Raw genomic sequence first — 24,566 nt, 5'->3', positions numbered from 1 at the left:
GATACTGAATAGGTTGAGGCGCCCTAGGGCGCGCTTCCCAACCGCAGTCCGACACGATAATACTGCACCATGAACGAGCTCCTGCTCCCGCTGGGCCATTTGATGGTGTTTGATGCGATCTATCAGCATCGCAACGTAAGCGTTGCCGCGCGGCTGTTGGCGGTTCCGCAGCCGACGCTGAGCCGATGGCTGGGGCAGCTCAGGCAGCATTTCGATGATCCGCTATTTGTCCGGACGCGCACCGGAATGGAGCCCACGCCCTTTGCGGAGCAACTCGCGACCCCCATTCGTGAAATGATTGGAATATATCGTCAGCGCGTCAGGGCAGAGCAAAAATTCGACGCCGCGTCCTCGATCCGAAACTTCAAGGTTGCAGCAAGCGACTTCGGCCAGGCGCTCTTTCTTTCAAACCTGTATCCCACATTGTCGAGGGCCGCACCGCGAGCGCGCATCAGCGGGGTGACCCTCGGACACAAGGCTTTGATCGACGAGCTGGAATCGGGAAGCGTCGATATCGCCATCGGCGGATTTCCTGCTCTCGCCGGGGGCATCAAGGCCCAGACGCTATTCCACGAAACCTATGTTTGCGTGATGCGTCGCCATCACCCCGCTCGCCTCGCGACATTCGACCTGGAAGCCTTTCGCAACTGCGATCACATCGTTGTCGCAGCGCATGAGATTGGACATGTGCATGAGCGGGTGGAGAGCAAACTTCTGGAAATTTGTCCGCCGGAACGAATCCGGATGGTCTCCGAAAACTTCATCGTCAGCGCCATGATCGCGGAGGAAGCCGACGTCGTGCTAACCGTTCCCGCGAGGACGGGACGGTGGTTCGCAAAGCACGGGACTCTGGAAGTCATGGCTGTACCGTTTGAACTTCCCGCGATCGAGGTGAAGCAATATTGGCATGAACGCTATCACAATGACGCCGGCAACAAATGGCTTCGCCGGACGATCGCGGAACTCGATTTCAGCTAGCGCACTCGGGGCGACCTAGGCTCGCGAACGCCAAAGGGCTGGCCCGCTCCAAAGACACCGGAGTGTATGCCTGGGCATTGAAAAGTTATCGCGCTGCGGCCTGTCGCGACGCCGAAAGCATATATATTGCTTGTCCCGACCGACGTGCTGCGTGCTTCTGTTGCGTCCGGTCTTCGCTTGCCACCCTGGCGGACGGGATAGGGCCGCCGGCGCTCTTGCCCCTTTCGCCGGGCGCCAGGGCTCGCGACCAGATTTGGCATGAAGAACGGAGCCGCCGCCTCGCAGGCGAGATGAGACCTGCGGCCTTTGGCCCATCGCGCGGACTACCGCGGCGACGCGGCCCTGCCCCCTCCCGCTTCGACGGCGCAAGCGTGGTGCTCGATTGCGGATCACCGATATTCACTTTCCGGAATTGCGGGCCCCTATTGCGACGCATAAAATATCCAGGTGTCCGAGAGAACCGTCGGGGAACCACACAATTATAAAATAGATGGGGAGATGAATTTTGACATCCGAGAGAATTGCAACGCATGCGCAAAGTGGCCGCAACGTAGCGCTCCTTAAAGCGAGCCTGGCTGCATCTGTCTGTTTCTTTGCGAGTCCGGCCGTTCACGCGCAAGAGGTTGTCGCCGAACCCGCCGACACGGCAACTACCGAAGAAGTCACAACAAGCGGCGGTGTCGAGGATATTGTCGTCACGGCCCAGAAGCGTTCGGAGAGTCTTCAAAAGGTTCCGATCGCCATTTCGGCCCTCGGAACCGAGGCTCTTGAAACGCGCGGTTTCGACAGCCTGTCTTCCCTGACGAAATTGGCGCCGTCTATCCAGCTCAGCAACTTCGGCCCCATCGCCTACGTAACTCTACGCGGGATCGGCAACGAGAACAGCACGGCGGGAGGCGACCCCGGGGTCGCCTTCCATTTCGACGGCATTTATATCGGCCGCCCTGTCGGGACGCTGTTTTCGGCGTTCGACACCGAACGGGTCGAAATTCTGCGAGGCCCCCAAGGAACGCTGTATGGCCGAAATGCGACCGGCGGCTCGGTCAACTATATCACGAAGAAGCCGTCCTCTGACTTTGAAGGCAACGTCGATGTCACGGTCGGCAATTATGACATGTGGCGCCTGCGCGGCGCCCTCAACATCCCTGTCGCCGACGGGCTCAGCACGCGGTTCGTTGCGTTCCGCGAGAAGCGTGACGGCTTCACCCATAATAGCGTGGCAGGCGGCACCGAGGCCAACGACGCCGACAATTACGGCTTTCGTGGACATATCCTGATTGAGCCGACGGCCAATTTCTCTGCGCTGCTCTCTGGCACGTTCATTCATTCCGGCGGCGTGGGCAGCCAGCCCGAACTCCGTACGCCTTATCCGGGCTCGACCACCGGGCAGAACCTTGCCGGCCCGCCAATTCCCGGTACCAATAATTATCTCGTGAACGGCGTGCCGCTCGTCAATGATCTTCGACCCTTCCATGAAGGAAAGGACATTGCGGAATTCCAGCGCAACGAACTGCTGCTGTTCAGCGCCAATCTGGAATGGGATCTCGGGCCCGTCACCGCGAAATCGATCACCGGTTATGTCAAGCCAACGTTCCGGACGCGGCAAGACGCCGACTTCTCCCCCAAGAACCTCGGAAGCCTGAATCTGAGCGAGCGTGCCAAGCAGTTGTCGCAGGAAGTGCAGCTGCTTTCCAACGCAAGCGCGACGGCGCCCTTCACGTGGATTCTGGGTGCCTATTATTTTCACGAAAAGGGCAGCCGCGAATCCAGCTACCGCGGCAGTCGCTACGATGTGATCGCGAACGCCAACAACCGGCCGTACGGTTTCGTCTTCGGCGGCAATATCACGTCCGAATCCTATGCCGCGTTCGGCCAGGCCACAGTTCGCCCGACCGACAACCTCAGCCTCACGGGCGGCCTGAGGTACACGCATGATGAAAAACGCGGGAACAACTACGGATTCCAATTTGCGCCCCCGGCGTATGATGGACCGGTGGCGGGGTCGTGGCAGCGAGTGACCTACCGGATTGCCGCTGACTATCAGTTCACGCCCGATATCCTGGCTTATGCCAGCTATTCGACCGGCTATAAATCGGGCGGGGTCAATCAGGCGATCAATTCGCTCGTCACCAACGCCGTCTATGATCCGGAATATGTGAAAGCGATCGAGGTAGGCTTGAAATCGCAGCTGTTCGATCGGCGACTTCAGGTGAACACCTCCCTCTATCGCAACAAGTACGACAATCTCCAGTTTCAGATTTTCGGCCCGTTCGGCCCGCAGGCGTTCAACGCTGAAGGCGCCACCGTTCAAGGCATCGAACTCGAAATCCAGGCAGCGCCGACCGATTGGCTGCACCTCGACGCCTCCGGGGCCTATACCGACGCGACGTTCGACGCGCAGGTTGTTCAAGGCGTTCAACTTGGTGGCAATCGCGTGCAGCGCACCCCTGAATGGACCGTCAATCTGGGCGCCTCAGCGGACTTCTCGCTGGGATCGCTTGGAGATGGCCGGCTTCGCGCCGACTATTCCTATACGAGCAGCATCTTCTACACCGCGTTCAATCGCGATACCGCATTCCCGACGCCTGCCGGATCGGACCTTGCGCCGCGCTACAACAACGTCGATCTGCGACTTTTCTACTATTCTCCCGACAAACGTTGGACCGGCGAAATATTCGCGACCAACATTTTCAACACCGCCCAGGTCGGAAACCTTTTCCGCGGGATCGGCTTCACCGACGTGCCCGGCGGTGGCGGACCCGAGGTCGTCAGTTACAAGCCGCCGCGCATGTATGGCGTTCGGGTCGCATTTGCCTTCTAGGAAACAGGGCTGACAACATGGCCGCACGCTCCGCGTGCGGCCATGTTCAAGGTCTTCGGCGAGCATATCGGCGATGTCGGCTCCGGTAACAAATTGCTCGTGCAGGCCGCCAACACAGACGATGAACGACTGTGGCTGCCAAACGCGCAGATGGACGGCTGGGAAAAACGGGGAACGTTTTTCGCCGGACCTGGCGATGCCGAGGGAGGCCGCTGCGAGCCGGACGCGGTGCTGCCGCCGTCTTGCCGTTCCCTTCACAAAGCCTTGGTTCGAACAGCCAGCGCGAGCCACCCGGTCGAGGCCCGCTGCCGAGCGTGATCGCTTGGGCGCGCGGACCTGTTGCACAAGCGCAGGTGCCGCGTGCCACACGGCCATCGGACCAGCCATCACGCCGTGAATATGAAGCCACAATTCAAATAATGGTCATTCGCTACGCGGTTAGGCGATCCAAATATCCCGCTTTAGGAAAAGCGGTCTCGGGTTCGGCAGCGGAAGAAACGGAGTTCGGCCGAGCGAGTGCGCGAGGGCCGGTAGATGAGTGGGAATGATATGCTGCAACTATTTGACCATGGGTTTCCTCGGATACATCTCTCAGTCGGGGAGCGCGCATGACCATGCTCGGCGATGTTAGCGATCCGACCAAGATCTTCGCGGCCTATCTTCTGCCGGCGCCCGATGCGGGAGCCTTCCAGATGTGTCGGCTTGACCGCGAACTCGCCGCGCAAATGGCCCGGCGCCTGCCCGCGCAGACCGCTTCGTGCGTCATGGATACTTTCGGCATCAGTATCAATTCCTGGGTCAAGCTTCGCGACGACCAGCCCGTTCGCCGCTCGCTTGCCGAGCGCCTCATCGCACGGCTTCACACCTCGGGAATGCTGGCCGGAACCGAGCGCGATACGGCGCTGGTAGATTGATCCCGGTCTCAACCATTGCGCTGGCTTGCGCCGGAATTGCCGGGGCGGCGATCGTCGCGCGCTGGATTCCCAAGGCGTTGGTGCCCGCGCTGGTCTTCGAGATCGCGTTCGGCATCGCCGCTGGCCCCGACGCCCTCGGCCTGATCGAGCCCGGCCCTGCGATGGATATTCTTGCGAAGATCGGCTTCGCGGTGCTGATGCTCATCGCAGGCCTCGAGATTGACCTCGGCACGTTGCTCGGACAGGGCGACGCGGGCCGCGGAGCGCGACCGCTCAAGCTCGCACTTGCGATGTCGCTCGCGACCGTCGTGCTCGCCGGGCTCGGTGTCTGGCTGCTCCTGGGCGGGGATATGCCGATCGTCCACCTCGCCATCTACGCAGTCATTCTCTCGACCACATCGGTAGGCGTTGTCGTGCCCGCGATCCAGGAGCGCCGCCTTGCCGACAGCGCTTTCGGCCAGACGGTCCTTTCAACGGCGCTCTTCGCCGACTTCTTTACGATGATCGCGATATCCGCGCTCGCGGGTATCGTCGTCAGCGGCGACGCGGCGGGCGCGCTCGGCAGCTTCACGCTTGTCGGCATCGCGGCACTCGCAATCTGGCTTGTTCCTCCGATGCTGAAGCGCCTGCCGGCACTCGGCCTCGACAGCCGGACGAGCCTGCCGCTCGTCCGCGCAAGCATCGCGCTTCTGTTCTGCGCGGCATGGCTCGCCGAAGCGCTCGGATCGGAACTTGTCCTCGCGGCCTTTCTCGCAGGACTCCTGCTCGGTCGGATCATTCCGCGTGGCAGCCACAGGCGCGAGACGATCGAGGCGATCGGCTACGGCTTCGTCGTCCCCTTCTTTTTTATCAATGTCGGGCTCAAATTCGATATCGAGGCGCTTGGCGCCTCACCGACCGCTCTGGCCCTGGTTCCCGGCTTCCTCGCGGTGGCTTTTGCGAACAAGATCTTGCCGTCGCTGCTCCTCGTTCCCGACCATGGCCGACGGAACGCCTTCGCCGCCGGTCTGCTCCTCAGCGTTCGTCTCAGTCTCATCGTTGCCGCATCGGATATCGCGACGCGGATCGGCGTCTTCAACGCCGCGACCAACGCCGCGATGATCCTTGTCGCGATCACCAGCGCGGCGATTGCCCCGCTGCTCTTCAACGCGTTGATCCAGCCCGAGGGCGCGCGGAAACTTGCATAACCAACGCGGCGGCCGATAGGCCTTCGCACTGGCGCGCGCGGCCAGCGCTCGCGCCGCGGCCTTACGCGATCGCCGGCGTGCTCCGCGCGGGTCTGGATAGTTACAGGGGGAGTCCATTTGCGCGCCCTCGCCGCGGCCGCTCCCCGGGCCGCGCGGGAGCACCGCCGCACATGCGCGGCGGCGTCCAGCCTGACGGCTAGAAGGAATAGCGCATCGTCACATACCATTCGCGCGGTCGACCATATGTACCGTCCGCGATCGACGATCCCTGGAGATCGGCGAAACCCGACATAAGCACCGCTTCATTTGTCAGGTTCGTGACGCCTCCGGTGAGCCGGATCGCCTCGTTCGCCGTCTCGAATGACGCCGAGAGATTGACCATATGATAGGCAGGCTGGCGCAGGATCGGGTTGTTGTCGGAGGACAGATAGGTTTGGGTCCGGTAGTTTCAGTCTCCGCGCAAGTTTAGCGTGCCAGCATCGCCGAGATCGAAGGCATAGCCAAGGCCAGCCGAGAGACTCCATTTCGGCGTAAAGGGAAGTGCCGCGCCAGCTGGAATGACCGCCCCGGGCGTGACTTCGAGATATTTTGTCTTGAGATATCCGAGCCCGAAATTGGCGGTGAGCGCATCGAACGGTCGCGCGGTCGCTTCGACTTCCACGCCGCGGATGCGCGCCCGCCCGCCATTGACCTGAACCGGCTCGATACTGTTCGCGCCGCCAGGGAAGGTCGTGATCTGGAGGTCGTTGTAGTTCGACTGGAAGGCCGCGACGTTGATCCGCAGCCGCCGGTCGAAGAAATCGGTCTTGGCGCCGATCTCATAGGCGGTGAGCTTTTCCGGGCCGAAGGTCGGCTGGAGGATGCGCGGCACGATCACGCGCTGCTGGAAACCGCCTCCTTTGACCCCCTTCGAATAGGATGCGTAGGTCATGATATTGTCCGACCAGCGGTGATCGATCGACGCCATCGGCGAGATATTGTCGAACTTCACTGCCACCGGCGTGTCGATGATCGTCGCGGGATTGGGATTGGGATTACCGATCGCGAGCGGTCCGAGACCAAAGCCGATATCGATGAAGAAATTGTCGGGGTCGCTCGTCTTCTTCTCGTTGGTATAGCGCCCGCCGATTGTGATGTTGGTGTGCGGCCCAATCGCATAAGTACCCTGCGCGAAGGCGGCATAGCTATTGGTCTGAAGTTTGGTCGATACGCCGGTGCATACGAAGGAGAAGCAGGCCGGATTGTCGAAATCGACCTTCTCGTTGAGATAGAAAAGGCCGACGAGCCAGGTCAGGCGGTTGTCGAACGCCTTGCCCGAAAACTGGAGTTCTTCGCTGAACTGCTTCGCGGTCTGATCGGTCATCAACTCGATCAGCTGGAGCGGCGTATTGTCATCGCGCATGAAGAAGGATTTCGTGTTGCGATAGGCGGTGATCGACTTGACCCCGAATGCGGGGCTCGCATCCCAGTCGACGACGCCGGTCAGCCCCCAGACGTCGAGGTCCGAGCGCGAGGCCCGTGGTTCGTAGAAGGTTTTATAGGGATCGCCCGTGACATATTGGTCGTTGAGGCAGGCGGGATTACTCTGGTCGAATGGATTGCCACCGAACACCGGGTTGCATCCCTGCGCGCCGGCAACAATCAGGTTGTGGAAGCCGCCGACCGTGGCGGCGTTCGACATGATATAATTGTTGATCGAGGCTGGGTCATTCGGATCGAAACCGAGTCCCGGGATCAACGGCTGTGTTGCCAGAAGGGTTGAGCCCGACGATTGTTCGCGCTTGCCCGTATAGTCGAACGACAGGTCGAAAGTGAGATCGGGATTGGCCTCCCAGCGTAGCGCCGCACGCCCCGCCATCGTCGAGATATTGCCGAGCTTCGGCGCATCGGCATCTCGCACCGCGCCAGTCAGTGGGTCCTTTTCGAGGATGGTGATGTAGCCGCCGCGGTTAAGCGTCGCGACCGAGAAGCGTGCGAAGAGCGTCTCTGAAAAAGGCAGGTTGATGCTTGCCTTGGCGTCGATCCGTCCGAAACGCCCGGTCGTCGCCTCGAGATAGCCTTCGAGGTCGGGACCAGGCTTGCGCGTCGTGATCTGTACCGCGCCGCCGATCGTGTTCTTGCCGAACAATGTTCCCTGCGGGCCGCGCAACACCTCGACCTGTTCTAGATCAACGGTATCGAGGACGCCGCCGAGCGTGCGCGAAACATAGGCGCCATCGAGATAGATACCGACGCCCGGATCTATTGTCGGAAAGAAATCGTCCTGCCCGATGCCCCGGATGAAGACGACCGCGGCATTGCTTGCTCCCGAATTGCCGGCGGTGGTGTTGAAGGTAAGGCTTGGGACCGACTGCGCGATCGCCGAGATATTGACCGCTCCCTGTTGATCGAGCGCGGCGCTGGTGATCGCGGTAACGGCGACCGGGGTGTCCTGCAGCGATTCGGCGCGGCGCCGCGCCGTCACCACGATCTCGCCGACGCCCCGCGCGGCGGCTTCGGCCTGTCCGCTGTCATCGGCCGCGCTTCGGTCCACGGTTTCCTGGTCGGTCGGCGAGGATGCATCCTGCGCGGCGCCCGGCGAGGCGACGGCGAGCGCGCCGATAGCGGTGGCGCCAAGAAGCAGCGCCTTGAAAGGCGCAACAGGACGAAATTCGGCTATAAGATGATGCATGCGGATCTTCTCCCCTCGCGCCGGCATGGCCGGGCAATAGCTCGGCTTCCAATGCCCCCTGTTTGTTGTTCTCGGCCGGGGGCCGGCTGCGATGGCGGCGAAATTGGCAGTCTTCCCACCGCGCGAAAACCGCGACAGACGAATAGATTCCATCCGGAAGCCGGATTTGCGTTCGCCCGGAATGAGCGCAACAAGAACAGCAATCGACCTATATCGGATCGCCCAATGTCCTCTTCCCGGCCTTTTTGGCTGCCCGCTTTAGTTGAACCAACGCTGCGTCGCTGCGACGCCGCCGCCACGCGTTGATGGACTCGGTTCTCGCCCGCCCGGCCGCCTCGGCGAGCGACCAGTCGTCCGCCTCGCGCCGCCGCGCCTTCGTCGCGGCCGCCACCTCCGCTTTTTTCGCGCAAGGCTATGCGGGTACCGCCATGTCCGAAATCGCCCGCGCGGTCGGCGGATCGAAGACGACTCTATGGGCCTATTTCCCTTCAAAGGAGGAGCTGTTCGCGGCGGTCGTGGACGATATCGTCGAGCGCTACGGCAAGAGTCTCTCCGTCGAGGTATCGCTTGACGATCCGGTTGAGACCGTACTCCGGCGTTTCGCCGAAGCGCTGATTTCGACGATCTACTCGGCCCCGGTCATGGCGCTCCACCGCCTTGTCATCAGCGAGGCGGAACGCTTTCCTTACCTCGCGGAGTTGTTCTACGAGCGTGGTCCACGCCGCGGAAAGCAACGGCTCGCCGATTATCTCGAGGCCGTCATGGCTCGCGGGGATCTGCAGGCGGGTCAGCCGATGCTGGCGGTTCGGCAGTTCAGCGCGCTTTGCCAAGCGGGCGGCTACGAACAAGCGCTCCTTAAGCTGGACCTCCCCGATAGTGAGCGAAGCCTTTCCCAGGACGTCGAAATCGCAATCGAAGCCTTTCTGCGGATATGGCGCCCCAACGCGGCGCCAACGCGCGATTGACGCGCGCGAAAGCGGCCTCCAGGGTCGCCAACCGTGTCACCAGCGCGGTTCCGCACTGCCGAGAATGATCGGTCGGTCACGAAGCTATAGTGATCGAGATGTCCTTCCATAGGGCGCAACGGCTCCAATCGTTCGCCCGCGCGCCCGAACCGCCTGCAAGCCCGCCAACAGGGCGTCACCGGCCTCGGCGCCTTCTTCTAGCCCCTCACTCCGATCGGGCTGATGCCCGGACTGAATTGATCATCGATGATTCAAGGAGGTAGGGAAGCGCACGCTGCGGATCGCTGGCAATTGCAGCGAGTTCAATCTGCGCTCTAAGCTTCACATCCGGGTCGCGCTCCTCGATCATGGCCTTGTTGCGAATGCTGGCCTTCTGGACGAACTCGATATTGCTGGTGCGCCGCTGGCGGGCATATGCGTCGAGCAGTTCCGCGCTGGCACGACCATGCCAGACCTCCGCGAGTTTCTCTGCAAGACTTTCTGCATCCTGAATTCCACTGTTCAGGCCGAAACCGCCGAGAGGATTGTTGATGTGGGCGGCATCGCCAGCCAACAAGACCCGACCTTTCCGGAATTCGCGCGCGACACGTTGGTGCACGCGGTAGATTCCGGCATAGCGGACGTCGAGCTGGCTCGCGCCGGGGATCACGTCAGCCAGTCTTTCCTGGACGCGCAACGGATCGAGGACCGCCTCATCGCTTGATATATTGTCGGTAGGATAGGTGACGCGCCAATTGGGCTGCCCCCTCTCATCTTCCAGTCGCAGCACGACCGCCCAACGGTCGGGATCGGTGACATAATTGGTGTAGGCGAAACCGTATTTCTCCAGATCGTCGGCGAGGTTGGTCACGACAAAACGCTCGGGCCAGGTGAAACCTTCAAATTCGATACCCGCCGATTTTCGGACCTGGCTGCGCGCGCCGTCCGCCCCAACGAGCCAACGCCCCGTAACGGCTTGCAATCTGTTCTCGCCCCTGGAAAGCTGGACTGCGATGCCTTCGCCAGACTGGGAAAGCCCGGTTACGCGCGTGCCGAAACGAATGTCCGCATCGCGATGCTTGGCGAGTTCGGCAAGAAGCACGGGCAGCAGCTTCTGCTGGCCGAGGTGAAAGCGATAGGGATGTTTCGTCTCGTCCTCGAGGAGCTTCAGATCGAATTCCGCCACGATCGAACCATCACGGTTGCGGATCTGCCAACGGGGAATTTTCAGCCCGATATCCATGAGCGGATCGAGGATGCCGAGGCGTTCGATGATGTCGAGCGTTGGCGGATGGAATGCCGCGCCGCGCGGGTCCTGGATGGGTGCTGACTCTTCTTCGAGCACCAGTACCGGCACGCCGCGCTGGACAAGCGCGAGGGCAGCGATCAATCCAACGGGTCCGGCTCCCGCGACGATGACTCGATCTTCTACAGCCGTAACCATGTCTGCTCTCCTGAACTGCATATTCGATACGGGGTGCGCGCAAGCGCGCCGTGTCATTTTGCAGAACAGGCAGCTTTCTCCAGCTCGCAGATCACATCGCTCCAATTCACTTTTTATATATACTCATCTAGCGTGGCCGCTCCTTTTGGTCGCAATCGGGGACGGTCCGTGTTGAAACTCGCCAATATCGGCCTTGCTGAGTTGCAGATATTCGAGGCGATCTACCGCTGTCGAGGCGTCGCAGAGGCGAGCCGGATGCTCGATCTGCCGCAACCGACGGTAAGCCGTTGGCTGGCCAAGCTACGCGACCATTTCGGCGATACTCTCTTCGTGAGGACGCCTCAGGGAATGGAGCCCACCGGGGCAGCGGATGCCCTTGTCGGGCCGATCCGGGACATGCTCCGCATCTACCGCGACGGGCTGATGCAGGAGAGGTCGTTCGACGCCCTGTCGACCCGTCGCAATTTTCGCGTGGCAGCGTCCGATTTCGGGCAACTCACATTGTTTCCGTTGCTCGATCGCTGGTCTTGGGCGGCCGCGCCCCATGCGCGTTTCTCGGCGGTCCCCGTCGATCGCCAGTCGCTGGCGACGGGCCTCGAATCCGGCGATATCGATGTGGCGGTGGGCGGTTTCCCGGCTCTCTATGCCGGCGTCATCGAACAGACACTTTACGAGGATGAATATGTCTGCGCCATGCGCAAGGGGCACCCGCTGCTGGCCGAGGGATTGACGCTAGAGTCTTTTCAAAGCGCATCGCATATCCTGGTGAGCGCCCGAAATGCCGGACATGTGCATCAGGAGGTCGAACAGCGCTTGCTTGCGATGCTGCCTCCGGAAAATGTCCGGCTGACGCTGAACAGCTTTTCCGCCGCGCCCATGCTGATCGGCGATACAGATATGCTGCTTACGGTTCCTTGCCGGGTGGCCCTTATCTTCAAGGATCAATTGGAACTCGAGCTTGTTCCGCCACCCTTCGAGCTTCCCGGCATCAAGGTGAAGCAATATTGGCACGAGCGGTCGAAGCATGATCCGGGGCATCAGTGGCTGCGGCAAGGCATTGCTCATTTGCTGGGCAGCACGCCGCCAGGCGGAGAGTTGCCGTGACCGGACGGCCTGGCAACGCTCTTCGAAGTCCGCGCTAAAGCTGCACAGCGCGGCGAGAGCCGCGACGGATTCTTGTGGCGCTCGGTGGCGTGGGTGCGCGCTCGTGCCGGATGAAACGCGCTATTTCGGGCGGGCGCGGCGACGCGCGGCGGGCTTGCGGCCGCCGCCGCGGCCTTTGCTGCCGAGACCGATCTGCTTCGCGATTTCGCGGCGCTTTTCGGCATAGTTGGGCGCAGTCATCGGATAGTCCTTCGGCAGACTCCATTTCGCGCGATACGCGTCGGGTGTGAGGCCGAAATTCGTCATGAGATAACGGCGCAGCATGATGAGCTTTTTGCCGTCTTCAAGGCAAATGATGTAGTCCGGTTTGACCGACGAGCGGATGGACACCGCGGGTTCCGGTTTGATCGCGGGCTGCTCTTTCGTGCCCAAACCGGCGAGCGCCTCGTGCACCGAATGAATGACGAGCGGAATATCTGATATGGCGACGCTGTTGTTGCTGACATGCGCCGCGACGATGTCGGCGGTCAGCGTGACCAGCGTTTCGGATTCTCCCATATCTATCCTTTCCATATCCGGCCTCGCGTCCGGTGTTTTATCAATTCGATTTTTGCATGTCGGCAATTCGACAAAGGATGTGGCGTCCGTGCCAGCAGTCTGCCTAGCTTCGGCGCGCCCCAAATAAAAGAAGATCGTCCATAATATGGCCAGGAGGGGTGGATGTTGTCAGCTGGCGAACGGGCCCAAAGCGCATGATCGCACGGCCCGTCCCGGGTCAGAATAGCGGTGCAATGCTATCGGCTACGCGAGCAGACGATCTGTCCGTCCAAGGCGCGGCCCGGAAGAAAAGGGACTTGATGAAACCGGCGGAAAAAATCCCATCGATCGTCCTGGTACACGGCGCTTGGCACGGCGCGTGGTGCTGGAACCAGACCCAGTTCGACCTCGCGCTTCTCGGCCGGTCGTCGATCGCGTTGGACTGGGCCAATCACGGGCTGCAGGCCTTGTTCCCCAAGGCGCAGACGGCACGGCCGTTTGACCCGGTTGCCATGGCCACCCAAGCGAGCCCGGCAATCGGCGTTTCACTCGTTGAGGCCGCAACGGAGCTCGCCGACCGGATCGCGGCGCTCAGCCATGCGGCGGGCGGCCCCGTGGCGGTCGTAGCGCACAGCCTCGGCGGCGTGCTGGCCAATGCGGCGGCCGAACTGGCAGCCCAATATATTTCCAGCCTGATCTATGTTTGCGCTATTGCCCCCGTCCGCGGAGCTACGGCGTCGGACTACCGAACCGCGCGCGAAAATGAGGGTTCCCGAACGTCGGACCTCCAGACAGGCCACCCGCCCGAAATCGGCGCGGCCCGGATCGACGCCGCCGACCCGCTGGCTTTCCAGCGTCTGAAGGAAACCTTCTTCGACGATATCGACGAAAATCTCGCCCGAGCGGCCGTCCATTTCATGACGCCCGATGTTCCCTTGCGGTTGCTCCGTGATCCCGTAGCAACAGGGGATAATTTCGGCGCGATTCCCCGCGCCTATGTTGTCTGCACGCGCGACAACGCCTTTCGCGAGGCAGCGCAATATCTTTGCATAGGTGAAATGGACCGGGCCTATCCGGGTCGACGAACTGCGGTGGACAGCCTGCCGTCGTCCCACTCGCCCTTCCTGTCCTGCCCAGCCGATCTCGCCCGCCTGATCGATTACTATTCGCGAGATGCGTTCCGAACCGGATGAGGTTGCATATCGACTGGCCGACGGGCCCCTTGGAACACCCGTCGCGGCAAGGTTTGCGAACGGCGGTTGCCGGCTGTGCCGCGAAGGCCGTCGCCTCCGGCCCGTAAGCGGCTGACGCGAGCCTCATGGAGGTGCTTCGTCATTGAGCCGCAGAATCAGACCCGCGAGGTGAAGCGAACCGGCGATCAGGAGAGGGCCTCGTTCGGCGGCCACCGCCGTTGCGGCTCGATCGAGCGAGGCGTGAACGGTTGATGTGATGCCGAGCCGTTCCGCCACCTGCGCAAGATGATCCGGCATGTGGCCATCATGCCCTTCGACAGGGACCATATGCATATGCCGGGAGAGCGGCGCGAGCGCAGCGAGAAATCCTTCGGCATCCTTATTTGCGAGCATGCCGATAATCAGCGTCAATGTCCCGGGCGCCAAGCCAAGTGCCGTAAAATGCGCCGCCACGGCTCGCCCCGCCGCCGGATTGTGGCCGCCGTCGAGCCAGACCTCGCCCGACGGGCGCCCGAACCGCGCAATGAGTGGGCCCGCGCCGAGCCGCTGAAGCCGCGCCGGCCAGTGCGCCGCCGCAATACCGGCGCGAAGCGCGTCCTCCGCCACCGCGACGCGCGTCTGGTGCCGCAGCATTGCGACCGCGAGCCCGGCATTGTCGGCCTGATGGTCGCCGGCTAAGGCCGGCAGCGGAAGCGCGAGCGGCCCATATTTGTCACGATAGTCGAGCCTGCCCTCTGCGGCGCGGCAGCTCCAGCTCTTGCCTTCGGGGCGCCAGATCGCACCGGCCGAGCGCGCCGCCCTGCCCATGACCGCTCCCACCTCGTCGGCATAGTCGAGCGTGACGAGCTGTACCCCGGCCTTGGCGATGCCCGCCTTTTCGGCGGCAATCGCGCACAGATCGTCGCCGAGGAAAAACTGGTGGTCGAGCGCGAGCTGCGCGATGCCCGTCGCGGCGGGAGCCCGCAGCAGGTTGGTCGCATCGAGCCGGCCGCCGAGGCCCACCTCGACGATCGCGGCGTCGGCCGGGCAGCGCGCAAAGGCGAGGAACGCCGCCGCCGTCATCGCCTCGAAGAAACTGAGGTCGAGATCCTCGCCGGCGTCGAGGACCTCTTCGAGCAGCTCGGCGAGTACCGCGTCCTCGACAAGCGCGCCCGCAATGCGGATGCGCTCGTTGAGCCGCACCAGATGCGGCGAGGTGTAGACATGAACCTTTTGCCCGGCCGCCTCGAGCATCGCGCGAAGGAAGGCGCAGGTCGAGCCCTTGCCGTTCGTGCCCGCGACGTGGAAGGCGGGCGGCATCCGGTGATGGGGATTGTCGAGGCGCTGAAGAAGACGGCGCATCGCACCGAGTCCCAACGCGCCCGTTCCGAACCCCACCGCGATGCGGCCGAGCTGGCGCTGAACGCCGGGATGATCGGAAACGGCAAAATCGGCTGGCCGCACGCTATCTCCTCCCTGCCCCATCGTTCGCGCCGGCGCGGCATAGATCGGGCGCCGCGCTGGCACCATCCCGCCGCGCGGATGGGACCAAGCCGGAATCGGCAGGTCGCATCGCCGATGGCCGGCGGGCCGCCGCCGCCTTGCCGCTGAGGTTCACCGTCAGGCGCTCACCGGTTCAGAAGTGAGCCGCGCGGCGGCGCGCGCGACGAACTTCGCCTTGAGAAGGCATTCCGCCCATTCGTCCTCGAGCACCGAGTCAGCGACGATGCCCGATCCGACGCCGAATTCGGCGGTGCCGGCAGCGCCCGATCGATCGGGCCGCAGCCGGAGCGTCCGGATCGCGACGTTGAAGCGGCTGCTGGTCGCAACGTCTCCGGTGTCGCTGGCTCCGGGCCTCAGCGCGCCGATCGCACCGCAATAAGGCCCGCGGTCCCACTGCTCGACGTCGCGGATGATCTCCATCGCGCGGATCTTGGGAGCGCCGGTGATCGACCCGCAGGGAAAGAGCGCGCCGATCAGGCCGGAAAGCGTCGGCGGCGCCGTAAGCCGCGCCGAAACACCGGTCGTCATCTGGAAGACCGTAGGATAGGTTTCGATGCGGAACAGCGCGTCGACCCGAACGCTTCCCGGCACCCCGATGCGCGAGAGATCGTTGCGCATCAGGTCGACGATCATCAGATTTTCGGCGCGATCCTTCGCGCTCGCGGCGAGTTCTTCGGCATTGCGCCGGTCGCTCTCGGCATCGCTGCCGCGCGGGCGCGTCCCTTTCATCGGCCGCGCGCGGATGTCGCGGCCCTCGACTTCGAAGAAGAGTTCGGGCGAAAAGCTGAGCAGCCATTCGGACCCGTCGAAGATCAGCGCAGCGTAGCGCGCCTTCGCCTCGGGACGGATCGCGCGGTAGAGTGCGACCGGATCGCCGCGCCAGGTTCCGCGCAGCGGGAAGGTCAGGTTCGCCTGGTAGATATCGCCCGCGACGATCGCCTCCTTCACGCGGACGAAGCCCGCCGCATAGCGCGAAAAGTCGATCGCAGGCACGAGCGGCGAAAGCGCCGCGCCGCCCGCGGCACGGCCAGCCAGCCAGCCATCGACGCTCTCGGTCGCCATCTCGGTGCAGCGCTCGAACGCGAAGAGCGCGAGAAGCCTGCGATCCCCGGCACGCTGATGCCCGCCGAGGCGGGCTTCGAGCGCATGGCCCGCCTCATAGCCGATCCAGCCCGCGACAGCATGCCCTTCGGCCGCGAGCGCATCGGCGCGGGCAAGCGCGGCGGCGACCTCACCTTCCTCTACGGCGCCGATCGCCGCGAGCGGCGTCTCGAACAACCGCGCGGTGCCGGCGTCGAGATCCTCCAGCAGCACGAACGGAGTCGGGTGCGGCGGCCGCGCCATGGGGTCAGCGCTCGAAAATCGCCGCCAGCCCCTGCCCGCCGCCGATACACATTGTCTCGAGTCCGTAGCGGGCGCCGCGGCGGCCCATTTCGTTGAGGAGCGTGGCGGCGATGCGCGCGCCTGTTACGCCGATCGGATGGCCGAGCGAAATCCCCGAGCCGTTGACGTTGAGAATGTCGTGGCGACTGTCGTCGTCGCTCCAGCCCCATGTCTTGAGCACCGCGAGCACCTGCGGCGCGAATGCCTCGTTGAGTTCGATGAGGTCGATATCGTCCCAGCCGAGCCCCGTTCGCGCGAACAGCCGCTCGACCGCGGGCACGGGGCCGATTCCCATGCGCGCCGGATCGCAGCCTGCTGCGGCCCAGCCGGCGAACCAGCCGGCAGGCTCGAGCCCGAGTTCGGCGAGCTTGTCCTCGGCGACGACGAGACAGGCCGCCGCGGCATCATTCTGCTGGCTCGCATTACCCGCGGTCACGACCCCGCTTTCGAGCGGGCGGAGCGCGCCGAGACTTTCGAGCGTGACGTCGGTCCGGTAGCCCTCGTCATGGTCGAAGATCACGGGCTCGCCGCGCTTTTGCGGCACCGCGACGGGCACCACTTCATTCGCGAACCGACCCTCGCGCCACGCCGCGGCGGTGCGCTGGTGTGAGCGCACCGAATAGGCATCGGAGGCCTCGCGCGTGATGCCATGGTCGCGCGCGACATTTTCCGCGGTCTCGATCATCCCCGAGATCACGCCGTAGCGCTCGACCGGCTGCGACATCAGCCTCGCGCGCGTCAGCCGGTCGTGGAGTTCGATGCTGCCGAGGCGCGACCCCTTGCGCAGGGCGGTCGAATAATGCTCGACGTTCGACATGCTTTCGGCGCCGCCCGCGACGACGACGTCGGCGGCGCCGGTCTGCACCATCATCGCCGCCTCGATGATCGCCTGGAGGCCCGAGCCGCAGCGCCGGTCGAGCTGGAAGCCCGGAACGCTCTGCGGCAATCCCGCGGCGAGCCACGCCCAGCGGCCGATGCTCGGCGCCTCACCGCTCGCATAGCCCTGGCCGAAAACGACATCGTCGACACGTTCGGGATCGACGCCGCTCTTTTCGATCAGCGCCTTGATCACGGTCGCGCCAAGCTCGCCTGCGGTGAGCGGCGCGAGCGCGCCGCCGAATTTCCCGACGGCTGTGCGGATGGGCGAGACGATCGCAACGCGGCGCAGTTCCATGATCAACTTTCTCCTTATGTGCTGTTTGCTGGTATGCTGGTGCTGAAAGGGTAAGGCCCGGTTGGCCGCTCAGATCGCCCGCTCGAGCTGGCCTGCGGCCGCCCTCAGATCGGGGAGATGATGTTCGATGAGATGCGCGGCACTGTGCGCGCCCGAGAAGGTCGCGACGTTGAGCGCGGCGACGATGGCGCCCGCGCGGTCGCGAACCGGGACCGCGAGCGAGCGCAGTCCGATCTCCAGCTCCTCCTCGACGAGGCTCCATCGCTGCCCGCCGACGATACCAAGTTCGGCGCAAAGCGCCGCCCGATCGGTCAGCGTGCGGTCGGTTCGCCGCTCGAGCGCCGCATCTTCGAGCCAGGCCGCGCGCGCGCCTTCGTCCGCCGCGGCGAGCATCACTCGCCCCATCGACGTACAATGGCTCGGAAGCGTGCTCCCGACCATCAGCGGCGCGGCAATGATCTGGTTCCGCTCGGCACGCGCGATGTAGACGATGCGCCCCATGTCGGCCGGATCGAGGGTGGCAACCGAAACGGTTTCCTGCAATCGGTCGCGCAGCGCATTGGCAACCGCCTGGCTCGCGCTCGCCAGCGGCGCCGACGACAGATAGCCGCACGCGAGCGGCAACAGGCCCGGAGTGAGCATGTAGCGGCCCGCCTCCTCGCGCACATAGCCGAGCTTGACCAGCGTGTGGAGGCAGCGGCTGGCGCTCGGCCGGTTGAGGCCGGTCGTGCGCGCCGCTTCGGCGACCGAGAGCGACGGCCGGCGCTCGAAAGCGCGCAGCACCTCAAGCCCGCGCGCGAGCGACAGCATGAAATTGGGATCGGCAGGCTCGGCTTCGCTCATCCGAATTGACCTTCGCGCAAAAACGGCACATAGAACGATTATTGATTCTTTTGTCCGATTATCGGACGAATAGGAGCATCGATGGCTAAGCGCAAGATATTTTCGGACGCCGAAACGGCTCTCGCCGGCGTCTGCTTCGACGGCATGACGATCATGTCGGGGGGCTTCGGCCTTTCGGGCAATCCCGAGCATCTGATCGCCGGACTGCTCGCAAGCGGGGTCAAGGATCTCACCGTCATCTCGAACAATTGCGGCGCTGACGGCTTCGGGCTCTGGACGCTCCTCAACAACGGCCAGATCCGCAAGATGGTCTCGTCGTACATCGGCGAGAACAAGCTCTTCGCCGAGCTTTATCTCGCGGGAAAGCTCGAACTTGAACTCAATCCGCAGGGCACGCTCGCCGAGCGCATTCGCGCGGGCGGCGCCGGAATTCCGGCCTTCTATACCAAGACCGGCGTCGGCACGGTGGTGGCCGAGGGCAAGCCGGTCGAAGAGTTCGATGGCGCGCTCCATGTGCGCGAAAGCTGGCTGCGCGCCGACCTTTCGATCGTGAAGGCGTGGAAGGCCGATCCCGAGGGTAATCTCGTCTACCGAAAGACCGCCCGCAACTTTAACCCCAATATGGCGACGGCGGGCAAGGTCACGATCGCCGAGGTCGAGGAGATCGTTCCCGCGGGCAGCCTCGACCCCGACCATATCCACACGCCCGGCATCTATGTGAACCGGATCATCCAGGGCCCGTCCTACGAGAAGAGGATCGAATTCCGGACCGTAAGGCCGCGCGAAGAGGAGCCCGCCTGATGCCCTGGACGCGTGAAGAGATGGCCGAGCGCGCCGCGCTCGAGCTCAAGGACGGCTTCTATGTCAATCTCGGGATCGGTATCCCGACGCTCGTCGCCAATTTCGTGCCAAGCGATATCGAGGTCGTGCTCCAGTCCGAGAACGGGATGCTCGGCATCGGCCCCTTTCCCTATGACGATGATGTCGACCCGGACCTCATCAACGCCGGCAAGCAGACGGTTACCGCGCTGCCGACGTCGAGCTTCTTTTCGTCGGCGGACAGTTTCGCGATGATCCGCGGCGGCCATATCGACCTTGCGATCCTCGGCGCGATGGAAGTCGCGGCCAATGGCGACCTCGCCAACTGGACGGTGCCGGGCAAGATGATCAAGGGCATGGGCGGCGCGATGGATCTCGTCGCGGGGGTCCAGCGCGTCGTCGTCGTGATGAGCCATGCCGACAAGGCCGGCAATCCGAAGATCGTCGAAAGCTGCAGCCTGCCGCTCACCGGGATCGCCGTGGTCGACGCCATCGTCTCGGACTATGGCCGCTTCACGCTCGACCGCAATGCCCGCTCGTTGCGCATCGACGAACTCGCGGACGGAATCGACCTCGAGACGGTGCGCGCCCACACCGGCATCACGGTCCTCGCTGGCTAAGCCGCGCCGCGGCATCGGGACATTCCATTTCGCGGATGCGAACTATCCGGAATCGGGCGCTTCCCGGTCCCGGCCAGCAGCCCTAATCGAGCTTCCCACTATCATAAGGTCTGCCGCCCGCATGTCAGCCCGAACGCCACGCCACGCCGGCCGGCCCGCATCTGCGCGGCTCGCCGGCCCGGCACGCGCTTCCGCGCGCGCGACGGCGTCGCCCGGACCGGGCGAACGGCGCGGCCCGGCAGGGCGGAAGGGTGGGCAATGGCATATCGCGGCGATGATCGCCCAGTTCAAGGAATGGCAATGAGCACAGAACAGACACCGATCCTGCTAGTCGGCAGCATTCCGCTCGCCGATGAAGCGGAGGTCTTCCGCGCGGCGGCACGCCACCTCGGCGCGCGCGTCCACGCCATCCCCGACGGCGAGACCGGCGATCGTACCAACTGGATCAACTGGCAGAAGGCGGTGATGGAGCAGGCGCCGATGCTTGAGCGCCTTGGACACGAGGACGGCTATGGCGCGGTCCAGGTCGACCTCTACAGCGAGAAGAAGGATCATGCCGGCGAGCGGCAATTTCCGCCGCTCGGTTATGCCGCCGCCGCGATCCGCTCCTATGCCGGTTTCCGCCGCCTCGCCGAGGCCGGCGAAATCGCGCCGGGTACCCGTTTCCAGGTCGCGCTGCCGACACCCTTCGCGCCGATGATGTCCTTCATCGCGCCCGCGAGCTTCGCGGCGATCGAGCCGCTGTATGTCGCCGCGATGCGACGCGAACTCGATACGATATTGGCAGCGATCCCTAATGACCAACTCGCCGTGCAGTGGGATGCGGCGCTCGAATTCGCGGTCCTCGAAGGCGTCTTCCCGGCGCCAGTCAGCGATTTCTCGTCGCTCGTCGGCCGCCTGATCGAGTTGGCTTCCTGGGTTCCCGACAAGGTGAAGCTCGGCTTCCACCTCTGCTACGGTGACGCCGACCATCAGCATTTCAAGGATCCCGAAGATACGGGGTTGATGGTCGAGGTGATGAACCAGCTCGCCGACCAGGTCCGCCGCTCGATCGACTGGTTCCACCTGCCCGTCCCGATCGCCCGCGACGACGCAGCCTATTTCGAGCCGCTTTCGCGGCTGGAGACCGACGCCGAAACGATCATCTATCTTGGTCTCGTCCATGCGCGCGATGGCGCCGAAGGTGCGCTGCGCCGTGCGCACGGCGCGGCGCCGTTTCTCGCGGACTTCGGCATCGCCACCGAATGCGGCCTTGGTCGGCGGCCCCCGGCGAGCATAGCGCCGCTGCTCGCCCTCCACGCCGAAGTCGCTGCCAGCCTCGACCAGGGCAGCTGATCGGACGGCTTAGCAGGCGCGCGCCTCGCGGCCGCGCCTGCCCGGCGGCGCTGCGATAAGCAGCGCCGCGAACCCGACGCCCACCACCGGGCGACGCCGTTGTGCCCCGAGGGGCTGCGATCGCTTTGAGCGTTTCTTCGAAGCCAGCTGGTCGAGCTAGGACCAGGACAGGCCTTCCTGCGTCATCGCCGCCACCACCGACGGACGCGCGGCCAGCCGCTCGCCGAATGCCCCAAGCCGCGGAAGCGCGCCAAGCTTTCCGGCCAGCGCAGGCCGCCGCGACCAAAGGACGAAGACGAAAAGATAGAGATCACAGAGGCTGAACTGCTCGCCCAGCGCATAGGGTCCCTGCCCCAACCGCTCATCGAGCAATTCAAGCACGGTGCGCAGGCTCTCAAGACCCGTCGCCGTGACATCCTCTTGGCCCTCGGCGGTCGAGGCGAGCCGGCCGGGCCGAAAAATCGGCCGGAAGGCAACATGAACCGTGCTCGAGAGGAGCGCGAGCCATTCCAAGGCTCGCGCACGCTCGATCCCGGAGACCGGCAGCAGGATCCGTTCAGGCGCCTGCTCGGCGATATAGCTCAGGATCGCGATATTTTCAGTGAGCACCCCTTCGCCGATCTGAAGCGCAGGGACCTTTCCCCACGGGTTCTTGTCGCGATATGCAGGCGCATTCTGGGCGTCCTTGCCAAGGTCGACCCGTTCAAGACCGTAAGCGAGACCCGCCTCCTCGAGCGCAGCGTGCGAGGCGAGCGAGCAAGAGCCCGGATTATAGTAGAGAGTCAGCATCCTCTATCCTTTCTGCGAATACTCTTCCGCCGTGCGGATCGCGGCGCGCCTACGCAAGATGCTATTGCGGATAGTCCTATTCAGGCTCGCGTATCGCCGTCCTGCTCGCCCCGCAGGACGATAGCCGCCATCTCGAAATCCATCCCGTCCGCCCACCAAATGGGCCATATTCTGGCGCATATTCTGCATGTTGAGCGTAGGCCGCTGTCGCCTCTCCGACCAGTTTCCTGGGCGCGAGAGAGCCTTATCCATCTGCCGGATTCTTCCGATCCGGATTCCGGTCTTGCCATACGGCTCCGATCAGTATCCACTATCCGGAAAATAGAACATATCGGTCTGTTAATGATCCGAGGAGAGGGATTGCCATGAACACGCTGCCCACCAGCCGCGATCCGGCTGCGCAACTATCCTTTTTTCATCTCAGCGTCTTCGAGGCGATGATGAAGCTCAAAAGCGTCACGCTGGCAGCCAATGAGCTCGAGTTGCCGCAATCGTCGCTGAGCCGGAACCTGCACACGCTACGCGAGCATTTTAACGACCAGCTCTTCATCCGGACGCGCAACGGCATGATCCCGACGTCGGTGGCGCAGTCGATTGCCAAAGGGGTTGAGGAAGCGCTGCGTATCTACCGTACCGGTCTTTGCGAACGGCGTCAGTTCGATCCTGCCGAGTCCGAGCGCAATTTCCGTATCGCGGCGTCCGATCTCGGCCAATATTACATGATGCCGCTGGTCCGCCGCCATTCCATCGATGTCGCACCCGATGTGAGCTTTACCGCGGTACCGATCGGGCGCACTCTCATCTCCGATCTGGAATCGGGGCGGCCGACGTTGCGATCGGGAGCTACCCGAACCTTTACGCCAATGTGAAAGAGCAGACGCTGTTTCGCGAAGAATATGTCTGCATCCTTCCCCGCGCGATGGTCCCCAGCGGCATTTTGACCCTCAGCGACTTCAAGGCAATGGATCATCTCGTCGTCGATGGGCGGCACTACAGCCATGGGCACCAGGAAGCCGAACAACGGATTCTCGACACGATCGATGCCAAGCGCGTCCGCATGGTGTCGGAATCCTTCATGGTCACGGCGCTGATCGCCGAGATGAGCGACCTTATCCTGACCATTCCGCGATCGGCCGCGCGCGTTGTACGTTCGCCCCATATGACGATCGTCGCGCCGCCGCTCGATCTGCCCGTGATCGAGGTGAAGCAATATTGGCACGAACGCTTTCACCACGACGCCGGCAACATGTGGCTTCGCTCGCTGATTTCGGACTGCCGCACCGATCACATGAACGAGTACCGGCAGGCGGGTGCGACCGCGGCTGGGAGCGAGGTCCCCACGACCATGTCTGCCGCGTTGCCCCAGCACGACTTGCTCCCCGCCGCTGCTTGACGAAGGCGAAGCGGTTCTCAGCGTCGCGGCGTCATTGCCGCTGTCAGCCTCATCCGCCATGTGCCGTTGGAGCGGCGGCGCGCGAAATCGGGCGCGTTCGCGGGCCTCGCGCGTCCTGATAGCGGGATGGCCGATGCAAAAGCCGGATGGACGTTATCAGCCTCAGCGATAGGTGGCGCGCGAACCGTCCGCTAGAAGATATCCTGCGCGCTTCGGCATAGAGCACCGGCAGCGACGCCTTCGGACGGTGCCGCCCCGCCGCCGTCCGTCCGACCGAAGAGGCGGGCAATGCCGAGCGCGGGAGCAGGGCGAAACCATGAACGAACTTGCCAAAATTGCCGAGCGCCAGCTTTGCGCTCCCGCCCTGGAGACGCGGCTCTGGGTCCGAGCCCAGCAGGTCTCGCTTCAGGCGAGCGTAGGCATATATCGCGGCGAGAAGAGCAGCCGCCAAGAAATCCTGCTGAACATGGCGGCCGAAGTATCCGAGCCCGATACCGACCGCATTGCTGAAACCGTCGATTATCGGCGGCTTGTCGAGGAAGCGACGCGCCTGTCCGCCGAAGGCCATTTCGAACTGATCGAGACGTTCATCTGCGAGCTGGGTCGGCGCATCTGTGAGCTGGAGCAGGTCCATTCGGTGGAAATCGAGCTTTACAAGCCGGCAGCGATTGCGCCGGCGATGGCATCGGTGCGCTACGAAGTTCGCAAGACCGACACAGTCGTAGCACGCACCGGCTGGCGCTAAGCGCGCGGCCGCCTCGCCGTCGCCGGCTTGCTGCGGAATCGCCGGCACGCCGGCCACCACCGCCCAAAGCGCGGCTGCCTGCCGATCGCCCATTTACGCATCATTCGCCCGCACCAAGCGCCGCCCGTCGGGGAACAGCGAGATTGACGGACGTCAAATCTGGAGCGGCCCGGCTCATTTCTCTCGAAGC

At 63.6% G+C, this 24,566-nt stretch carries 22 protein-coding genes; 14 read left to right on the top strand and 8 right to left on the bottom strand.

Annotated elements, in window-relative coordinates:
* The first annotated feature begins 69 nt into the window (after window positions 1–69).
* The 5 genes from NL2_RS07680 (at window position 70) to NL2_RS07660 (ending at window position 5,900) form a co-directional block, all read left to right on the top strand.
* A complete protein-coding gene (locus NL2_RS07680; RefSeq protein WP_068073525.1) occupies window positions 70–978 on the top strand; it encodes a LysR family transcriptional regulator in 909 nt (302 codons plus the stop codon).
* A 505-nt stretch (window positions 979–1,483) separates the two neighbouring features.
* Window positions 1,484–3,799, top strand: coding sequence for a TonB-dependent receptor (locus tag NL2_RS07675; RefSeq protein ID WP_245647615.1), 2,316 nt, complete (start codon window positions 1,484–1,486; stop codon window positions 3,797–3,799).
* A 42-nt stretch (window positions 3,800–3,841) separates the two neighbouring features.
* Window positions 3,842–4,117 carry a hypothetical protein gene (locus tag NL2_RS07670; protein WP_036523954.1) on the top strand — a complete coding sequence of 92 codons (276 nt, stop codon included), beginning with the start codon at window positions 3,842–3,844 and terminating at the stop codon, window positions 4,115–4,117.
* A gap of 290 nt (window positions 4,118–4,407) precedes the next feature.
* Window positions 4,408–4,713, top strand: coding sequence for a hypothetical protein (locus tag NL2_RS07665; RefSeq protein ID WP_036523951.1), 306 nt, complete (start codon window positions 4,408–4,410; stop codon window positions 4,711–4,713).
* Window positions 4,713–5,900, top strand: coding sequence for a cation:proton antiporter (locus NL2_RS07660; RefSeq protein ID WP_081798929.1), 1,188 nt, complete (start codon window positions 4,713–4,715; stop codon window positions 5,898–5,900). Before NL2_RS07665 ends, NL2_RS07660 begins: the two co-directional genes overlap by 1 nt.
* A gap of 448 nt (window positions 5,901–6,348) precedes the next feature.
* On the opposite strand, the gene NL2_RS07655 is transcribed toward NL2_RS07660, so the two are convergent.
* Window positions 6,349–8,724 carry a TonB-dependent receptor gene (locus tag NL2_RS07655; protein WP_369405441.1) on the bottom strand — a complete coding sequence of 792 codons (2,376 nt, stop codon included), beginning with the start codon at window positions 8,722–8,724 and terminating at the stop codon, window positions 6,349–6,351.
* A gap of 152 nt (window positions 8,725–8,876) precedes the next feature.
* Between NL2_RS07655 and NL2_RS21745 the strand changes: the two genes are divergently transcribed.
* Window positions 8,877–9,536, top strand: coding sequence for a TetR/AcrR family transcriptional regulator (locus NL2_RS21745; RefSeq protein ID WP_036523949.1), 660 nt, complete (start codon window positions 8,877–8,879; stop codon window positions 9,534–9,536).
* A gap of 205 nt (window positions 9,537–9,741) precedes the next feature.
* On the opposite strand, the gene NL2_RS07645 is transcribed toward NL2_RS21745, so the two are convergent.
* Window positions 9,742–10,959 (bottom strand): FAD-dependent oxidoreductase, encoded by a 1,218-nt coding sequence (locus NL2_RS07645; RefSeq protein ID WP_036523947.1) that lies wholly within the window; start codon window positions 10,957–10,959, stop codon window positions 9,742–9,744.
* A gap of 168 nt (window positions 10,960–11,127) precedes the next feature.
* Between NL2_RS07645 and NL2_RS07640 the strand changes: the two genes are divergently transcribed.
* Window positions 11,128–12,063: a LysR family transcriptional regulator gene (locus NL2_RS07640; RefSeq protein WP_036523944.1), complete on the top strand. Its 936-nt coding sequence runs from the start codon at window positions 11,128–11,130 to the stop codon at window positions 12,061–12,063.
* Window positions 12,064–12,183: 120 nt separating this feature from the next.
* On the opposite strand, the gene NL2_RS07635 is transcribed toward NL2_RS07640, so the two are convergent.
* The gene (locus NL2_RS07635) at window positions 12,184–12,636 is read right to left on the bottom strand and encodes a Ros/MucR family transcriptional regulator (RefSeq protein ID WP_036523942.1); all 453 of its coding nucleotides are present in this window, start codon (window positions 12,634–12,636) and stop codon (window positions 12,184–12,186) included.
* Window positions 12,637–12,920: 284 nt separating this feature from the next.
* Here NL2_RS07635 and NL2_RS07630 point away from each other — a divergent pair, with 284 nt between their 5' ends.
* A complete protein-coding gene (locus NL2_RS07630) occupies window positions 12,921–13,793 on the top strand; it encodes an alpha/beta fold hydrolase (protein ID WP_036524117.1) in 873 nt (290 codons plus the stop codon).
* Window positions 13,794–13,916: 123 nt separating this feature from the next.
* Here NL2_RS07630 and NL2_RS07625 read toward each other — a convergent pair whose 3' ends face one another.
* The 4 genes from NL2_RS07625 to NL2_RS07610 form a co-directional block, all read right to left on the bottom strand.
* On the bottom strand, window positions 13,917–15,257 hold the full coding sequence (locus tag NL2_RS07625) for a bifunctional folylpolyglutamate synthase/dihydrofolate synthase (RefSeq protein ID WP_036524114.1): 1,341 nt from the start codon (window positions 15,255–15,257) through the stop codon (window positions 13,917–13,919).
* Window positions 15,258–15,392: 135 nt separating this feature from the next.
* The gene (gene pabB / locus NL2_RS07620) at window positions 15,393–16,619 is read right to left on the bottom strand and encodes an aminodeoxychorismate synthase component I (RefSeq protein ID WP_051586717.1); all 1,227 of its coding nucleotides are present in this window, start codon (window positions 16,617–16,619) and stop codon (window positions 15,393–15,395) included.
* A gap of 4 nt (window positions 16,620–16,623) precedes the next feature.
* Window positions 16,624–17,832 (bottom strand): acetyl-CoA C-acetyltransferase, encoded by a 1,209-nt coding sequence (locus NL2_RS07615; protein ID WP_036523940.1) that lies wholly within the window; start codon window positions 17,830–17,832, stop codon window positions 16,624–16,626.
* Between the two features lie 69 nt (window positions 17,833–17,901).
* Entirely contained in the window at window positions 17,902–18,675 is a 774-nt protein-coding gene (locus NL2_RS07610) for an IclR family transcriptional regulator domain-containing protein (RefSeq protein ID WP_036523938.1), read from the bottom strand.
* An 81-nt stretch (window positions 18,676–18,756) separates the two neighbouring features.
* Here NL2_RS07610 and NL2_RS07605 point away from each other — a divergent pair, with 81 nt between their 5' ends.
* The 3 genes from NL2_RS07605 (at window position 18,757) to NL2_RS07595 (ending at window position 21,449) form a co-directional block, all read left to right on the top strand.
* Window positions 18,757–19,476 carry a CoA transferase subunit A gene (locus NL2_RS07605; RefSeq protein WP_155986184.1) on the top strand — a complete coding sequence of 240 codons (720 nt, stop codon included), beginning with the start codon at window positions 18,757–18,759 and terminating at the stop codon, window positions 19,474–19,476.
* Window positions 19,476–20,114, top strand: a complete 639-nt coding sequence (locus tag NL2_RS07600) for a 3-oxoacid CoA-transferase subunit B (protein ID WP_036523936.1) — start codon at window positions 19,476–19,478, stop codon at window positions 20,112–20,114. Before NL2_RS07605 ends, NL2_RS07600 begins: the two co-directional genes overlap by 1 nt.
* 300 nt (window positions 20,115–20,414) lie before the next feature.
* Window positions 20,415–21,449, top strand: coding sequence for a uroporphyrinogen decarboxylase/cobalamine-independent methonine synthase family protein (locus NL2_RS07595; RefSeq protein ID WP_036523934.1), 1,035 nt, complete (start codon window positions 20,415–20,417; stop codon window positions 21,447–21,449).
* A 156-nt stretch (window positions 21,450–21,605) separates the two neighbouring features.
* Here the strand turns inward: NL2_RS07595 and NL2_RS07590 are convergent, their stop codons facing one another.
* A complete protein-coding gene (locus tag NL2_RS07590; RefSeq protein WP_036523932.1) occupies window positions 21,606–22,238 on the bottom strand; it encodes a glutathione S-transferase family protein in 633 nt (210 codons plus the stop codon).
* Between the two features lie 365 nt (window positions 22,239–22,603).
* Here NL2_RS07590 and NL2_RS21610 point away from each other — a divergent pair, with 365 nt between their 5' ends.
* The 3 genes from NL2_RS21610 to NL2_RS07580 all read left to right on the top strand — a co-directional run bounded on the left by NL2_RS21610 (window position 22,604) and on the right by NL2_RS07580 (window position 24,376).
* Window positions 22,604–23,107 (top strand): LysR family transcriptional regulator, encoded by a 504-nt coding sequence (locus NL2_RS21610; RefSeq protein ID WP_245647613.1) that lies wholly within the window; start codon window positions 22,604–22,606, stop codon window positions 23,105–23,107.
* Window positions 23,104–23,631, top strand: a complete 528-nt coding sequence (locus tag NL2_RS21605; RefSeq protein WP_245647612.1) for a type 2 periplasmic-binding domain-containing protein — start codon at window positions 23,104–23,106, stop codon at window positions 23,629–23,631. Before NL2_RS21610 ends, NL2_RS21605 begins: the two co-directional genes overlap by 4 nt.
* A 316-nt stretch (window positions 23,632–23,947) precedes the next feature.
* Complete coding sequence (locus tag NL2_RS07580) at window positions 23,948–24,376, top strand: dihydroneopterin aldolase (RefSeq protein WP_051586715.1); 429 nt, start codon at window positions 23,948–23,950, stop codon at window positions 24,374–24,376.
* Window positions 24,377–24,566: the final 190 nt, after the last annotated feature.

The organism is Novosphingobium lentum NBRC 107847, assembly GCF_001590965.1.
GTDB classification, from domain to species: domain Bacteria; phylum Pseudomonadota; class Alphaproteobacteria; order Sphingomonadales; family Sphingomonadaceae; genus Novosphingobium; species Novosphingobium lentum.
This window is presented reverse-complemented; position numbering and strand designations above follow the sequence as displayed.

Excerpts from the sequence above, each read along its gene's own strand:
- NL2_RS21745 (WP_036523949.1), top strand. The coding sequence starts at position 8,877 with ATGGACTCGGTTCTCGCCCGCCCGGCCGCCTCGGCGAGCGACCAGTCG.
- NL2_RS07635 (WP_036523942.1), bottom strand. The coding sequence starts at position 12,636 with ATGGAAAGGATAGATATGGGAGAATCCGAAACGCTGGTCACGCTGACC.
- NL2_RS07600 (WP_036523936.1), top strand. The coding sequence starts at position 19,476 with ATGCCCTGGACGCGTGAAGAGATGGCCGAGCGCGCCGCGCTCGAGCTC.
- NL2_RS07590 (WP_036523932.1), bottom strand. The coding sequence starts at position 22,238 with ATGCTGACTCTCTACTATAATCCGGGCTCTTGCTCGCTCGCCTCGCAC.
- NL2_RS07655 (WP_369405441.1), bottom strand. The coding sequence starts at position 8,724 with ATGGAATCTATTCGTCTGTCGCGGTTTTCGCGCGGTGGGAAGACTGCC.
- NL2_RS07645 (WP_036523947.1), bottom strand. The coding sequence starts at position 10,959 with ATGGTTACGGCTGTAGAAGATCGAGTCATCGTCGCGGGAGCCGGACCC.
- NL2_RS07625 (WP_036524114.1), bottom strand. The coding sequence starts at position 15,257 with ATGGGGCAGGGAGGAGATAGCGTGCGGCCAGCCGATTTTGCCGTTTCC.
- NL2_RS07595 (WP_036523934.1), top strand. The coding sequence starts at position 20,415 with ATGAGCACAGAACAGACACCGATCCTGCTAGTCGGCAGCATTCCGCTC.
- NL2_RS07605 (WP_155986184.1), top strand. The coding sequence starts at position 18,757 with ATGGCTAAGCGCAAGATATTTTCGGACGCCGAAACGGCTCTCGCCGGC.
- NL2_RS07630 (WP_036524117.1), top strand. The coding sequence starts at position 12,921 with ATGAAACCGGCGGAAAAAATCCCATCGATCGTCCTGGTACACGGCGCT.
- NL2_RS07665 (WP_036523951.1), top strand. The coding sequence starts at position 4,408 with ATGACCATGCTCGGCGATGTTAGCGATCCGACCAAGATCTTCGCGGCC.
- NL2_RS07670 (WP_036523954.1), top strand. The coding sequence starts at position 3,842 with ATGTTCAAGGTCTTCGGCGAGCATATCGGCGATGTCGGCTCCGGTAAC.
- pabB (WP_051586717.1), bottom strand. The coding sequence starts at position 16,619 with ATGGCGCGGCCGCCGCACCCGACTCCGTTCGTGCTGCTGGAGGATCTC.
- NL2_RS07615 (WP_036523940.1), bottom strand. The coding sequence starts at position 17,832 with ATGGAACTGCGCCGCGTTGCGATCGTCTCGCCCATCCGCACAGCCGTC.
- NL2_RS07680 (WP_068073525.1), top strand. The coding sequence starts at position 70 with ATGAACGAGCTCCTGCTCCCGCTGGGCCATTTGATGGTGTTTGATGCG.
- NL2_RS21610 (WP_245647613.1), top strand. The coding sequence starts at position 22,604 with ATGAACACGCTGCCCACCAGCCGCGATCCGGCTGCGCAACTATCCTTT.
- NL2_RS07610 (WP_036523938.1), bottom strand. The coding sequence starts at position 18,675 with ATGAGCGAAGCCGAGCCTGCCGATCCCAATTTCATGCTGTCGCTCGCG.
- NL2_RS07580 (WP_051586715.1), top strand. The coding sequence starts at position 23,948 with ATGAACGAACTTGCCAAAATTGCCGAGCGCCAGCTTTGCGCTCCCGCC.